Genomic DNA, 14,454 nt, shown 5'->3' on the forward strand with positions numbered 1-14,454 from the left:
AGTAAATTTAGTCTCAATCAGTCAATCGTATTGCTTTCCTTTAGTGTATGTGTGTGCTGCTTTTTTCTTTGCAAAATATTTTTCAATTTCATCTTACTTTCGTCTATAAAACTATAAAAACAAGGCACAATGAGCAACGTTAAAATAGCAGATGAGATGAGCCCTCCGACGACAGTAATACCCATATTTGCTCTACTTTCATGCCCGGGTCCCGTGCTTAAAATGAGTGGAATCATACCGGCAACCATTGTCAATGTTGTCATTAAAATAGGTCTAAAACGGACATAAGCTGATTCAAGCAGTCCCTCATTTACTGCCATACCTTCTTTGGTTTTTTGTTGAGCAAATTCTATCAATAAAATTGCATTTTTTGTCACAAGTCCCATAAGCATTATGATTCCAATAATAGCATTAATGGACATGGGTTGTCGAGTTATAATTAATGCTAAAAATGATCCTGAAAATGCAAGAGGGACACTGAGCATGATTGAAAACGGCCCCATAAAATTTTCGAATTGTGCGCAAAGAACCATAAAAATAAAAAGGACTGCTAATAAGAGTGTTGAAGAAATTATTTTAATACTCTCATTCAAAAATTCTGTGTCGCCACCTAATTTGTTTTTAATCTCAAAAGGCATTGTCTTTTTCATATAATCATTAATTTGTGCAGTCACACCTGCTAAATCTTTACCAAAGTATTTTGCTTTAATTGTTATTTCTTTTTCTCCATTCAGATGGCGAATTACAGATTCAACTTTAACTTTTTCGATTGTTGCAATGGTTGAAAGAAGCACAGAGTTTTCATTGCGTGTTGGTATAAAAACTCCTGCTAGGGAATTAAGAGTCTGATTGTTATTATTTGGTAGCATAATTTTTATGTCATAAAAGCGTCCATCAGCAAAAAAATCTCCGACTTTTTCACCAGCATATAAATATCTTATTGTATTTGCGATATCTTGTGATGTAACTCCTAAACTTGCTGCTTTGACTCGATTTGGAATAATTTTATATTCATAAGTAGAATCATCAGCATTGCTTGAAGCATCTTTTACATCTGGAAGAGTATTGATAAATTCAATCAATTTCTGAGAGTATTGTTCGAGAGATTGAGGGTTACTAGAGAGGATACTGATTTGCAAAGGATAATCACGAGTGCCAAAACCTACTTTTTCTTCAGGATTTTGAATAAAGTGTTTTAAATTTTCAGATATGTTTTGTTTGAATTGAGCTGTGGTAAAATTTCTTTTTTTGGGATCTATTAGTGTAATATTATAATTTATGTCGCTTGCAACACCTAACTGCCCTCCACCCACTCGCATTAAGACGCTTTCAACCCCTGGATAGGAAAGAATATATTTTTCAATTTCTTGAGCCCTTTTGGTGGAAACTGCTAATGGTGTGTCCTTAGCAAGAGTAAAAGATATTCTCGTTTTACCATTATCTTCATCAATATTGAGAGTCATTGGTACAAATTTTAACAGCACGACGCTTAAGATAAGAATGACAAGGGCGCCTGATAGTGTAGATTTCTTATATCTCAATAAAAAGCGTAATGTATTCTGATATTTTTTTTGAAATTCAGTAAATTTATTATCAAAGAACAAAGCATATTTATTTTTTTGTGAGTTTAGGTGATTGTCATCTTTTAATAATCGACTGCTCATCATGGGCACTAAGGTAAAAGCAACAAAAAGTGATATAATTACAGATGTAGCGACTGTGATACCAAATTCAAAGAAGAATTTACCAATAACACCTTCCATAAAAGCAACAGGAATAAAAACGGCAACAATTGCTAAAGTAACAGCAATTGCTGCTAAACCTATTTCAGCTGTGCCGTCATACGCAGCAGTGAAAATATTTTTTCCGAGAGTTCGATGTCGATGAATATTTTCGATAACGACAATTGAGTCATCTACCAATATTCCAATCGATAGCGTAAGTGCTAACATTGTTAAATTATTTAAAGTAAAGTTTAAAGCATTTGCTACTATAAATGTTCCTATAATTGATGTCGGTATGGACACAGCACAAATAACAGTATTTCGCCAGTCGTGAAGAAAGATAAAGACAACGAATACAGCAAGTATGGCGCCAAGTAAAAGATCAAATTTAACCGATTCAATCGATGAAGAAATCCAAGTTGAATCATCAAAAATGACGGAAAGATTGAGATTTTCTCCTTGGGAGGTATTTATTTTCTTAATTAGCTCACGGATATTATTTGAGACTTCAACCATATTGGATTGTGGTTTTTTACCAATATAAATAAAAATAGATTGTTTACCATTGAATTCTCCGTAGGACCTTGCCTCGACAACACTATCTTTAACTTCAGCAATATCTTCTACACGAATGATGTTTTCAGGATTTAATTCTAGAGGTATTTTTGCTATGCTATCAATAGTTGTTGGAATATTTTGGGTAGACATACCTGTGACACTTGTTGGAGTGCGCAGAAGTCCAGCTGGTAAGGTAACAATTTGGCTTGCAATTTGATTTTTAATCTTTATGGGTGATAATTGCATTGAATTTATGAGAGCGGAATTTAATTCTATATGTACTTCTCTTTCTTGAGAACCGATCACATCTATTTCACCTACACCTTTTATTTGTTGTATTAAGGGTTTCAGTTCAAAAATGGCATAATTTGACAGTTCTCTTTTAGAAAGTTTTGTCGAAGATAGGGTTAAACCCAGAATGCTATCGCCATTCATTTCATATTTTTCAACGATCGGAGTGTCAGCATCTTTAGGAAAATATATTTGGCTGACTTTATTTCTCACATCTTCAATGGCTCTATCTGCTTTTACATCGAGTTCAAATTCAAGAGATACATTAGCACCATTTTGGTAAGCCGAACCGTTCATATTTTTAAGACCAGTAATACTTCTAAAACTTTTTTCCATAGGTTTTAACAGGAGTTCCTCAGATGTTGAGGGATTAGAGCCCGAATAGGCAACACTCACAGTGATCAACGGCAATTCAATGTTGGGTTGGTCTTCTATACCAAGTTTTGGATATGACATTAGACCAAATATAATGATTAATAGATTCAAAATAGATGCAAAATATGGTCTTTTGATAGAGACTTTTGAGAGTAGCATTTAAATTTCTCTTAATATTAATTAGATTTAAGATTGATTTCTAAAAAAGTACCTGGCACAAGTGTTCCAGAATAATTTTTTACATCCGCATAGACATCAAAGGTTCTTGTTGATTGGTCGATAACTGGAACAATTCTTTTTATTATTGCGGTCCCTTTTTCGCCGGAAATGGGATTGATCACATCAAATTTCATTCCAAGCTTTATTTGATTAAAGTATGTTATCGGCATTTGGGTATATAAACTAAGATTTTTCATTTGTGTTATTTGTAATGCAGGGGTACCTTCAGAAAGATAGTCTCCAACATTTTTTAATATCTTAGAAATAACTCCTGAATAAGGGGCATAAAGTTTATTTGCTTTAAGAATAAATTCTTTACTTTCTAAAGTTACTTGTGCATTTTTTAAATTTAGAATTGCGGTTTTGGTATTTATTTTTTCATTTTCTAAAGTCGTCGTATTGATAATTCCATTTTTCTGCTGCTGAGTAATACGGGTTAATTTCTTTTCTTGTTGTTCAAGTAATAATTTCTTATTTTCAACTTCAATTTGCGCAGAGCGAACGTCTATTGATGCTTGCTTTTCGGCTAGTGAAGCAAGCAATTGGCCTTGCTTCACTTCTTCGCCTGCTTTTACATAAATATTGCTGATTGTGCCCGAAGTTAAAAATCCTATCGAACTTTGATTTTCGGCCTTTATAGAAGCCGGGATTCTTGGCACATTGCTTGAGTCCAGAGAGGTATCAATGATATTTGCTTTTATATCCTGCAGAATATCACTTTGTTTAGCAGATTCTTGGGCTGGTGGAGAGATTTTTTCTTGAGCAGGTGCCGAGCTTGTTGCAGGTAATGAAATTTTCTCTGTGCTCTGTTTTTTACATGATAAAAGGCAAAACACACTCATTATAATTATTGGGCTTAAAATTTTAATTTTTCTCTGATACATAGAGCACCTTATTGAGTTATTTTAGGTATATCACCTAATGAAGCTTGTAACTTAAGCCATGAAATATCAAGATTATTTCTCATTTCAGCTAAATTTATTTTTGAATTAGTTAAACTATTTTGCACTAATATAAGTTCTGAGGCAGATAAATCACCTGTCTGGTATTTTAAAAGAGACAACTTTAATGCTTCTTCTGAAATTTGAACAGCTTCTTTGGATTTTATTAAATTTTCGTTAAAGTTCTTAAAGTTATTATAGGCTAAAATAATTTCTTGACTTATTGCGAGTTCTGATTGCTCTTTATCAAGAATAAGCTTTCTTTTTTTATTTAATATTGACATTTGATTATCAGCTATGATGCCTCCGTCCCAAATATTCCATTTCAAGCTCAATCCATATGTGAACTTTGTTTGAGGATAATAAGTATAATTTGGATCGTTTGGGCTTGCAGTTTGAGTTGACTTTTCATAGCTATTTCTTGCAAAAGCATTTATTTTGGGTAAATAATTGGATGAAGAATGTAATAAGTTATATTTTTCAGCACTGATTTTGTTCTCAAGGCTTTTTATTTCATTTCTATTAGTTTTTCCTTTTTTGATAATATTTTCAAGTTTCTCAATTGGTTTATTTCTTAATTCAAAATAAGATTTATTTTCATAGGAAAGCTTAAGATTGCTATTAATATTTAAAAAAGTTTTTAGTTCACTTATTTTATTTTGTAATTCATTTTCTGCTTGACTGAGCTTTATTTCGCTTTCAATATATTTTGCTTGAAACTGTAAGAGATCAATTTTTGTTTTGTTTTCATCACCACTTTCAAAGAGAATTTTTGTCTCTTTTAGTTGATCAGCTATACTTGTTAACTCAGTTTTTTTAATATCAATATTTCTATAAGCTTGTTGGACATTTAAAAAGTATTCTGCAGCCTTTTCTCGGGCTTTAATTCTCTCTGCAAAGAGGTCAAAATTTGCAGCCTTTCGAAGGCTCTTTTTTGCCATTAGGTTAGGCAGTTCTGTTATAAGCCCTGTTAATGGTTGATTCACCTCTAGAGCAACGCTTTCGCTCTGTGAAGGAATATTGGAATTATAGTTTTCCCTTTGATCTTCTGCAAAAGTAAGATCTCCAGAGATGCCTATACTCGGGCCAATGTTAAAATAGGATAGTGTTTCAGAATGGTCATAATAGTTTAAATCTTGAGCGGCTGTTTTTACATTAAAGGAGTTATTTTCAGCTAAATCCATAGCTTGTTCAAGAGTTATAAAAGTTTGTATTTCATTATTTATTTGTGTTTGCGAAAGGCTAGAATTTTTTATAAATAATAAAAAAATAACTAAAAAAATATATTTAATAACTTGCATAATTATCGGTGAGCTCTCCTTGCTATATTGTCCATTAAGAAATATCCCTCACTAACGAATGTAAAATTACGTTATGCGCAGTTTATTTTCAATCAAAGTGCATAAAAATTAAACAGCTGGGTTATCTTATATTTGCAATTATTTTTTGGTTGAATATTTAAAGTAATTAATTTTTTTAAAATATTCATTTTCAATATTGAATTTGTCTAACAAACATAAAATAGTTTGTCAAGAAAAATAATTAATTATAAATTTAATTTTTTTTCTAATATTTCTATCAGAATCTTTTGGTCAATAATTTGTTTTTTAAGCTCTCTTAATTCAATTTCTTTCTCTTTTAAATAGCTTTCAAATTGAATTATATCTTCTTTTTTTTCTTTATATAAATCATCTTTTATAAAAATATAGTATTTACCATCGCGAAATTGAGATCTTATTTTACCTGACTTCAGTTTTCTTCTCAGTGTTATTTCTGATGTTTGTAAAAGTTGAGCAGCTTCATTGAGTTTGAGCCAATGGCCTGGCTCATTTATTTCTTTTATTCTTGCAGATAATTTTTTTGCCATATTGTTATCCTAAATATTTAAGGAGTTCGTCGATTGAATAAGGTTTTTGCAGGCACGAAAAGTTAGAATATGATTTTTTTAATTTTTCGATGCGGTTGTCGGCAGAATCATCGCCTGTGGTTAAGATAAATTTTTCTTTAAATGTTTGATTTAATAAGTTTTCATAGAAATCAATTCCATTTTCTCCATTTGCTAGAAAAAGATCGCATATTATTGCGCTTATTTCATTGGTTTTTTTTAAAATCTCAAGGGCATCCTTCAGATTAAGTGCTGTCAAAACATCAATGCCTTTTTTTTTCATTCTACGTGCGGCCATCTCAAGTAAATCTGAATCATCGTCAATAATTAGAACTTTCATAATGAGTTATTACCTTTTTTTACGGTTTTTGCACATAGTTCACTGATAGAATAGCACATTGCATGCTTTAAATATAAAGGGTACCGTAGACTGAGGTTGTTCCCATGACATCATTTAGAGGAAAGGAATTTACATGGGTTTGAGAGAAGATGCACTTAATTATCATAGCAAAGGCCGCAAAGGCAAAATTGAAACAGGAATTACAAAGGAGTGTAAAAATCAAAAAGATATCACTCTTGCATATTCTCCAGGAGTCGCTGAACCATGTAAAGAAATAGCAAGGGATCCCTCTCTTGTTTATGAGTACACAGCAAAAGGAAATTTAGTGGCAGTTGTGACGAATGGGACTGCTGTTCTTGGTTTAGGCGCGATCGGTCCCATGGCAGGTAAGCCTGTTATGGAAGGAAAAGCCGTACTATTTAAAATATTTGCAGATATAGATTGTTACGATATTGAATTAAACGCAAAAACGCCTGAAGAAATCATTTCTGCGTGCCGCATGCTTGAACCTACTTTTGGTGGAATTAATCTTGAAGATATCAAAGCACCCGAATGCTTTGAAGTGGAAGAGCAATTGCGTGAAGAACTCGATATTCCTGTTTTTCATGACGATCAGCACGGAACGGCCATCGTCAGTGCAGCAGCGTTGATTAACGCTTGTGAAATAACAGGGCGTAATATCTCTGATGCTATATGTGTCGTAAATGGTGCGGGAGCGGCTGCGATTGCATGTGCACAAATGTATATTAATATTGGTTTAAAAAAGGAAAATCTTTTTCTTTGTGATTCCAAAGGTGTGGTTTATAAAGGACGCACGGAAGGAATGAATAAATATAAAGAGCGGTTTGCGAATGATACTAAGAAACGAACTTTAGCAGAAGCTATTGATGGTGCAGATGTCTTTTGTGGCCTGAGTGTTGCTGGTGCTGTTTCGAAAGAAATGGTTGCGAGCATGGCCAAAAATCCAATTATTTTTGCTATGGCAAATCCAGATCCCGAAATCAGTCCAAAAGATATAAAATCAGTTCGTTCCGATGCAATTATTGCAACTGGTCGCTCTGATTATCCGAATCAGGTAAATAACGTTCTAGGATATCCTTATATATTTAGAGGATGTATGGACGTTTTATCTAGAAGAATAAATGAAGAAATGAAAATGGCTGCCGTCTATGCGATTGCAGGGCTTGCGAAAGAAGATATTCCTGAAAGTGTGACACGTTCTTATGAAAGTATATCTGGCTTTGGCCGTGAATATCTTATACCAAAACCATTCGATCCTCGTCTATTATTAAGAGTTGCTCCCGCAGTTGCGAAAGCAGCTATGGAAACAAATGTTGCACGTAAGAAAATTGATCTCGATGTTTATGTCGACCAATTGGAATCACGATTAGGTGTATTGCAATCCGTAACTCGGAAAATTAAGCGTGGAGTTGTTATTGCCAATAGAGCAAATGGTAAGAAAATGCGGGTCGTTTTGCCAGAAGGAACAAGTCCAAAAATTTTAAAAGCCGCAGAAATTGTTCGAAGTGAGGGGATTTGTGAACCCATTTTATTGGGCAATGTGAATAAAATTCATGAACTTATTCGAGAAGCAAAATTAGAAAAAAATCTTGATCAGGTTACTATCATTGATCCCGCTGTGGATAAAAATACCGATGTCTATGCATCAGTATTACTTGAAAAGCGCGCAAGAAAAGGTGTGACAAGGATGGGAGCTCAAGAGCTCATTTCTGGTGACCACCATTATTATGCAGCGATGATGGTTGAATCTGGGCATGCTGACGCTTTTTGCTCTGGAGTTCACCACAATTACGGCGATGCCCTCAGACCTGCTTTACAAATATTTGGGGTACAAACAGATAAAGTTCTTGCTGGAATTTATATGCTGCTTTGGAAGGAAAGAAGTATTTTCCTAGCAGACGCAACGGTAAATATTAATCCAAGTGCAGAGCAATTAGCCCAAATTGCAATTCAAACGCATGATATTGCAAAAATATATTTAAATGAACACCCTAGAGTTGCTATGCTCAGCTTTAGTAATTTTGGAAGCACAAAACATCCTGAATCGGAAAAAGTTTGTAGAGCAACTGAAATCGTGAAAAAAATGCGCCCAGATATTGAAATTGATGGAGAAATGCAAGCTGACTTTGCATTATCCTCTGAATTATTAGAGCGCTCGTATGGTTTCTCAACCCTAAAAGGTCCGGCAAATGTACTTATTTTCCCAGATCTCACTTCAGGAAATGTTGCATATAAATTGCTTGGAAAATTGGGTGGAGCTACGACAATCGGTCCAATTTTGACTGGTATTAAAAAACCAGTGAATGTTTTAGCAAGAAATTCTGATATTGAAGAAATTGTTAATTTAATCACATTTACTGTGCATAGAGCGCAAAATGGAATGTAATTTTGTTATTAAAATAATTAAAAAAAGATCTCAATGAATGAGATCTTTTTTTATGGAAGAAATTCTCGTGTTAAATTTCTTTGTGAATAACCTTGAACAACAACATTATCTTCAATTCTTATGCCCCCAAAAGGGATAAGTCTTTCAACTAAATTCCAATTTATTTTATCTGCATAAGAGCTGTTACTTCTAAAATTATTTAATAAGATTGGAATAAAATATATTCCTGGTTCTATCGTAACAACCATATTTTGTTCAAGTGTACCAACAAAACGTAAAGAACTAAAAATATTTTTTGAATTTTTAGGAGCTGGATTGCCTTGTACATCCAATTGTTTTCCTCCTATATCATGTACTTGAATACCAAGCATATGTCCCAAGCCATGCGGTAAAAAAACTTTTGTTATTCCTTCATTTACAGCGGTTTCATAATCGCCTGCTATTTTAAGCACTCCAATGTTTTCTAAAATTTCTGCAATTTTTAAATGGCATTGAGTGTGTAAATCAGGAAAATATAAGCCAGTCTTAACTTGAGAACACAATTCAAGCTGCATTTTTTCAGATTGAATTAAGAGGTCTTGAAAATCATTAACCACTTTATTTTGAGTATATGTTCTTGTTATATCTGATGGGTAATTATTAAATGATGCGCCAGAATCTATTAAAAGGACTTTACCATTTTTAGTAATTTCACGATTATGATAATGTAAAATAGCTCCGTTTTTATTGAGTGCAACAATTCCTGTGTAGGGGAGATCGGAATCTACACAATCCATAGCTTGTAAATATGTCATATGAATTTCATATTCAGAAGCTCCATCTAAGAAAGAGTTTTTTGCTGCAATATGTCCTTTAGCAGCAAGTTTATTTGCTTCAGAAATACAATAAATTTCATAATTAGACTTATATCTTCTGTACCAATTTAAACGCGAAGTCATGAGCTCACAATTGATTCGAACATTATGGACGGCTGCGTATTTTGTTTCATTGCCAATAAATACAGAAAAACTGAGATCGCCAAGTTGTGACCAAATTTTATCAATGGAATTGACTTCAATTACTTCAAATTCTTGAGCCCAAAAAGGATTGATAAAAGGTTCATGGTAGTGCCAAAAATCATCAGGTGCATAATAAACAAGAAGAGGTTTTTTTCCAGGTTCGTATTTTATAACGTGGTGAGCGCCTTTTGCAGGGCACCAATGGGCAAAGTGCGGGTTAGGGCGGAACACTGCATTTGCATCGTCAGTAAAATACGTAAAAGGTTCTCCTGCTCCTAAAATGAGGGAGCGGTAGTTGAGCGCAATAAGAGCCTCAGCAGCATTATTCATTCTTTGTTTAATATGTTCTGAAAAAAGAGCTGGCAGGTTGTTCATAGAATTTCCTTTTGTTTTAGAGAAGTCCTTTTCCATAGCATAATCTAATCAATTTTAAGAGAAAGTGAAATGGTTTCAATTTTTTCTTTTTTCTTGCTACTAAGAAAACGGTTTTTCTAGCGAATTTTGTTAAAAATTTGATTTAAGCTTTTATTGTTAAGCCATTTGTGCTATATGTCCTTGTTTTATAAGTTGTTTGTTCTAAGATAAGAATGGAAGTAAAAAATGTGTGAAATAAATAAATACGGAAATCGTGATATCATTTTGAGAGCATTAAAACGTTATAAAGATGAATCAATTCTTGGAATATTTAAGGGTTATGAAGAACAAACACAGGAACAATTGATTTCTTTGTCGCGGATGATTGATTTTATCAAGAGTGAAGAAAATTGTTTTCAAAGAAGTAATTTATGCGGGCATGTGACTGGTTCATCGATGGTAGTCAACAAAGATTTTACAAAAGTTTTGATGACTTTTCATGCAAAACTAAAGAAGTGGCTGCAACTGGGTGGACACTGTGATGGTGATCATTTGGTGCACAATGTTTCTCTGCGGGAGGCAAACGAGGAGTCTGGCTCAAATCTCCTTCACTTATTAAACTATTTTGCTTTTCCTCAAAAATACAATATGAATGATCTTGAAAATATTATTCCTTTTGATTTAGATATACATGAAATACCTGCAAGATTGGCAGAGCAGGCACATCTTCATTATGATATACGTTATTTAATCTTAGCAGAAAAAGAAGATGATATTTTAATTTCTGAAGAATCATTAGATTTGCAATGGATACCAATTCATGAAATTCAAAACTATACTAATGAATATAGTACAATTAGACAGTTTAAAAAATTAAATTTATTGATTCAATCTTTATAATATTTTATAATAAATTGTAGAAATGGAAGTATAATAATTTCCATTTTATAAGTAAAAAATTTGAGTTGGGTGAATAAATGAAAGCTGTGGCTTTAGATCTTGATGGAACGTTGTTGAATTCTTCGCACACTGTCTCACTTTTAGCAAAAAAAACTCTAGTAGAGTTGGAAAGTTTTGGGATAAAAGTTGTTTTAGCCAGTGCAAGACCTATACAATCAGTGCTCACTATTGCACAAAGTATTGGTCTAAAAAATGAAATGATGATTGCAGGAAATGGTGCTATTATAGCGCAGAGAGATCATAAAATTCTTTATAAGAAATCAATAGAAAAAGTGGATTTAGAGCATATTTTTAAAATTTATAAAGAATATACTGCGCAATATGCAAATGAAAATTTGACCATGCATATTTACAGTGAATTTAAGTGGCTTGTCCCATTGAATAGTCATAAAGCGCAAGAAGAAGCGAGAATAATAGGATTTTTACCTAATATAATTGGTGAAGAAGCTTATGAAGTAAAGAGTGCTGAAAAAATAATGATCGTATCAGAACCACTTATTTTAAAACAATTTTCCAAATTTTTAACCGAGAAATTAAGTCATCTTGGTATTGTGTTATCAAAACCAGATTCTCTGGAAATAAATGCATACGGTGTTTCTAAGTACACAGGAGTTTTAGAATTTGCTAGAATTAATAACTTATCAATAGATAATTTTATTTGCATAGGTGATGGTGATAATGACGAAGCTATGCTTAAGAATTGTGGCTTTGGTGTTGCAATGGACAATGCTTCTTTTGCGGCAAAAAATGCCGCAAAAGAAGTGACTCTTTCCAACGATCAAGATGGTGTTGCGTATTTTTTGCGAAAATATTTTTCATTAAATGATTAAAATAATATTCATCTGGTAAATATTGCATGTTGTCATGCTTTTGAAAGAATAATGCTAGTCATTTTGAATTAACTATTTTATTATTAGAGAAGTTTAATTTTATTTACTTTAATAATTAAAAAGGATTTAAAGTGAATATATCTCCCAAGAAACTTTTTTTTTCAATTGCAGCTTCAATCGGTTTAGTTATAATTTCATATTTTATAATGCAAAATGTTTTTTATGTTTCGACGGATAATGCTCAGGTGGAAGGCCATGCAGTCTTACTTGCGCCTAAAATCAGCGGTTACATCACTAAAGTGAATGTCATTCAAGGACAAAAAGTAAAGAAAGGGGATATTTTAGTTGAAATTGATGATAGGGATTATCAAAATACTTTAAAGCAAGCAAAATCGAATTTAATTTCACTTGAAGCAAAGCTTAGAGATTCTGAAAGGAATTTTAGACGTTCAGAAAAATTATATAAATCAGGTGCAACAACTCAACAACAATATGACTCAAGTTTTGCAAATTATACCGATAATAAAGCGCAATTTGATAGTGTATATACCCAAGTTTTACAAGCAGAACTAATTCTTGAATTTACAAAAATAACAGCTCCAATAAATGGTATCATTGCAAAATCATCTGTAGAGTTGGGACAATTTGCAAGTCCAGGAGTTCCTTTAATTGGATTTGTGGATTCAGATGAACGCTGGATCACTGCAAACTTTAAAGAAACAGATATTGAATCCATTCGTATTGGATCGAATGCTCAAATAGAAGTAGATGCAATTTCGAGTAAGAAATACGATGGTTCTGTTTATTCAATTAGTTCTGCAACAGGCGCAACATTTACTTTACTACCACCTGATAATGCGACAGGGAATTTTACAAAAGTAGTACAAAGAGTCCCTGTTCGAATTAAATTGGAAAAATTAAGTGAAAAAGATATTGAATTATTAAGATCTGGACTTTCTGCAATAGTAAAAATTAAAAAATCATCTGGTTAATAAAATGACTTTAAATTCAAGATTAATCGTTTTCGTTGCTGTATTAGCATCTCTTCTAGAAATAATCGACACATCTATTGTAAATGTAGCAATTCCTACAATTATGGGAAATTTAGGGGCTACCCTAGAAGACGCAAGTATGATTGTAACGGGTTATACTGTGGCAAATGCAATCGTATTGCCTGCTTCTGCATGGCTGGGTGAAAGAATTGGTCGAAGAAATTATTATTTAGGTTGTATCATAGTTTTTACAACCACTTCTGCTGCATGTGGATTAGCCCCTAATTTAAGCTCTTTAATTGTCTTTAGGATCTTGCAAGGTTTGGCAGGTGGAGCTCTTTTACCAACTTCGCAAGCATTGATTTTTGAGCAATTTCCTAAAGAGAAAGCAGGAATGGCTGGCGCAATTTTTGGTATGAGCGTTATGATTGGGCCAACCTTAGGTCCTGTTTTAGGAGGTTATTTAACTGATGAGTATGGCTGGAGATCTATCTTTAATATCAACTTGCCAATTGGTTTATTAACTTTATTTGTTGGTATGACTTGTATTCAAAATCGCACAGATTCAGAAAGTGCAAGAAAATCTAACTTAGATATGTATGGTTTGATACTGCTTATTTTAGGTGTTGGTTGCTTGCAATTTTTATTGGAAAGAGGTCAGGCGGATGATTGGTTTTCTTCTAAAATAATTACAACTTGTGCAATTGTATCTTTTATTGCAATATTTTTATTTATTTGGTGGGAATTAAAAGTAAAAGAACCCATTATCAATATAAAATTATTTACCAATCCTATTGTCCTGGGAGGCGTTCTCCTTATGGCATGTCTCGGATTCTTTTTATATGGGATTGTCTTTGTTCTTCCTGTTTTTTTAAATAATATTTTTCATTACACGGCGACACAAATAGGGGTTTTATTTATTCCAGGTTCACTATTGACAGCTATTTTAATGCCATTTGTCGGGAAAAGTGTTCAAAAAATATCTGATCCAAGATTTTTAATTGTAATAGGTTTAATATGTGTGGAACTATGTTTATATTCTATGACTTACTTTTCTCCATTTACCTCGCAAAATGAATTATTGGGAATGTTATTTATTCGTGGTATAGCGATGGCGTTTCTTTTTATTCCAATAAATTCTTCAATATTGAGTCAATTTTCTGGTTATGAACTAGGTCAAGTTGCTGGTCTCATGAATTTATTTAGACAAGTTGGTGGAAGTATGGGGATTGCGCTCATAGATACTTTATTATCAAGAAATATAGATATTAATTATTTAAATTTAATAAGTAAAATATCTTTGCTAAATGTGAATGTTCAGGATGTTTATAATTCAACAGCAAATAATTTAGCAGTTAAATTTAATTCTAGTATAGGTATGGCTGAAAATACAAATGCTGCTTTGAAGAACTTGTATCAGAGGGTGCAAACACAGGCATTTACCTTGAGTTTTTTGCAGCTTGTCGTTATTATGATGTTTATTTTTAGTTTATCTTTTATTCCGCTTATGCTTGTTAAGATTAAAAAGAAAGTGAAACCAGTAGATTCTCATTAAAAATAATATTTTAGATGAAAACCAA

At 32.8% G+C, this 14,454-nt stretch carries 11 protein-coding genes; 5 read left to right on the top strand and 6 right to left on the bottom strand.

The genetic code is table 11. From position 1 onward, the window contains the following. Positions 1–17: 17 nt before the first annotated feature. The 5 genes from EZS29_RS00780 to EZS29_RS00800 all read right to left on the bottom strand — a co-directional run bounded on the left by EZS29_RS00780 (position 18) and on the right by EZS29_RS00800 (position 6,333). Positions 18–3,107 carry an efflux RND transporter permease subunit gene (locus EZS29_RS00780; RefSeq protein WP_130605578.1) on the bottom strand — a complete coding sequence of 1,030 codons (3,090 nt, stop codon included), beginning with the start codon at positions 3,105–3,107 and terminating at the stop codon, positions 18–20. A gap of 17 nt (positions 3,108–3,124) precedes the next feature. Next, positions 3,125–4,051, bottom strand: coding sequence for an efflux RND transporter periplasmic adaptor subunit (locus EZS29_RS00785; RefSeq protein WP_130605580.1), 927 nt, complete (start codon positions 4,049–4,051; stop codon positions 3,125–3,127). Positions 4,052–4,059: 8 nt separating this feature from the next. After that, entirely contained in the window at positions 4,060–5,409 is a 1,350-nt protein-coding gene (locus EZS29_RS00790) for a TolC family protein (protein ID WP_130605582.1), read from the bottom strand. Positions 5,410–5,654: 245 nt separating this feature from the next. Continuing rightward, positions 5,655–5,975 carry a MerR family transcriptional regulator gene (locus EZS29_RS00795; RefSeq protein WP_130605584.1) on the bottom strand — a complete coding sequence of 107 codons (321 nt, stop codon included), beginning with the start codon at positions 5,973–5,975 and terminating at the stop codon, positions 5,655–5,657. 4 nt (positions 5,976–5,979) lie between these two features. Then, a complete protein-coding gene (locus EZS29_RS00800; RefSeq protein ID WP_130605586.1) occupies positions 5,980–6,333 on the bottom strand; it encodes a response regulator in 354 nt (117 codons plus the stop codon). A 133-nt stretch (positions 6,334–6,466) separates the two neighbouring features. Between EZS29_RS00800 and EZS29_RS16160 the strand changes: the two genes are divergently transcribed. After that, a complete protein-coding gene (locus EZS29_RS16160) occupies positions 6,467–8,740 on the top strand; it encodes an NADP-dependent malic enzyme (protein ID WP_130605588.1) in 2,274 nt (757 codons plus the stop codon). A gap of 50 nt (positions 8,741–8,790) precedes the next feature. On the opposite strand, the gene pepQ is transcribed toward EZS29_RS16160, so the two are convergent. Continuing rightward, positions 8,791–10,113, bottom strand: a complete 1,323-nt coding sequence (gene pepQ, locus EZS29_RS00810) for a Xaa-Pro dipeptidase (protein ID WP_172603696.1) — start codon at positions 10,111–10,113, stop codon at positions 8,791–8,793. Between the two features lie 225 nt (positions 10,114–10,338). Between pepQ and EZS29_RS00815 the strand changes: the two genes are divergently transcribed. The 4 genes from EZS29_RS00815 to EZS29_RS00830 all read left to right on the top strand — a co-directional run bounded on the left by EZS29_RS00815 (position 10,339) and on the right by EZS29_RS00830 (position 14,429). Continuing rightward, a complete protein-coding gene (locus EZS29_RS00815; protein WP_130605592.1) occupies positions 10,339–10,992 on the top strand; it encodes an NUDIX hydrolase in 654 nt (217 codons plus the stop codon). A gap of 77 nt (positions 10,993–11,069) precedes the next feature. After that, entirely contained in the window at positions 11,070–11,882 is an 813-nt protein-coding gene (locus tag EZS29_RS00820) for a Cof-type HAD-IIB family hydrolase (protein ID WP_130605594.1), read from the top strand. Positions 11,883–12,013: 131 nt separating this feature from the next. Continuing rightward, on the top strand, positions 12,014–12,874 hold the full coding sequence (locus EZS29_RS00825; protein ID WP_130605596.1) for an HlyD family secretion protein: 861 nt from the start codon (positions 12,014–12,016) through the stop codon (positions 12,872–12,874). A 4-nt stretch (positions 12,875–12,878) separates the two neighbouring features. After that, on the top strand, positions 12,879–14,429 hold the full coding sequence (locus EZS29_RS00830) for a DHA2 family efflux MFS transporter permease subunit (protein WP_130605598.1): 1,551 nt from the start codon (positions 12,879–12,881) through the stop codon (positions 14,427–14,429). Positions 14,430–14,454: the final 25 nt, after the last annotated feature.

Origin of the sequence: Fluviispira sanaruensis (assembly GCF_004295685.1) — a bacterium.
GTDB lineage: Bacteria > Bdellovibrionota_B > Oligoflexia > Silvanigrellales > Silvanigrellaceae > Silvanigrella > Silvanigrella sanaruensis.

Coding starts and splice junctions, on each gene's coding strand:
- EZS29_RS00780 (WP_130605578.1), bottom strand. CDS start 3,107: ATGCTACTCTCAAAAGTCTCTATCAAAAGACCATATTTTGCATCTATT.
- EZS29_RS00785 (WP_130605580.1), bottom strand. CDS start 4,051: ATGTATCAGAGAAAAATTAAAATTTTAAGCCCAATAATTATAATGAGT.
- EZS29_RS00790 (WP_130605582.1), bottom strand. CDS start 5,409: ATGCAAGTTATTAAATATATTTTTTTAGTTATTTTTTTATTATTTATA.
- EZS29_RS00795 (WP_130605584.1), bottom strand. CDS start 5,975: ATGGCAAAAAAATTATCTGCAAGAATAAAAGAAATAAATGAGCCAGGC.
- EZS29_RS00800 (WP_130605586.1), bottom strand. CDS start 6,333: ATGAAAGTTCTAATTATTGACGATGATTCAGATTTACTTGAGATGGCC.
- EZS29_RS16160 (WP_130605588.1), top strand. CDS start 6,467: ATGGGTTTGAGAGAAGATGCACTTAATTATCATAGCAAAGGCCGCAAA.
- pepQ (WP_172603696.1), bottom strand. CDS start 10,113: ATGAACAACCTGCCAGCTCTTTTTTCAGAACATATTAAACAAAGAATG.
- EZS29_RS00815 (WP_130605592.1), top strand. CDS start 10,339: ATGTGTGAAATAAATAAATACGGAAATCGTGATATCATTTTGAGAGCA.
- EZS29_RS00820 (WP_130605594.1), top strand. CDS start 11,070: ATGAAAGCTGTGGCTTTAGATCTTGATGGAACGTTGTTGAATTCTTCG.
- EZS29_RS00830 (WP_130605598.1), top strand. CDS start 12,879: ATGACTTTAAATTCAAGATTAATCGTTTTCGTTGCTGTATTAGCATCT.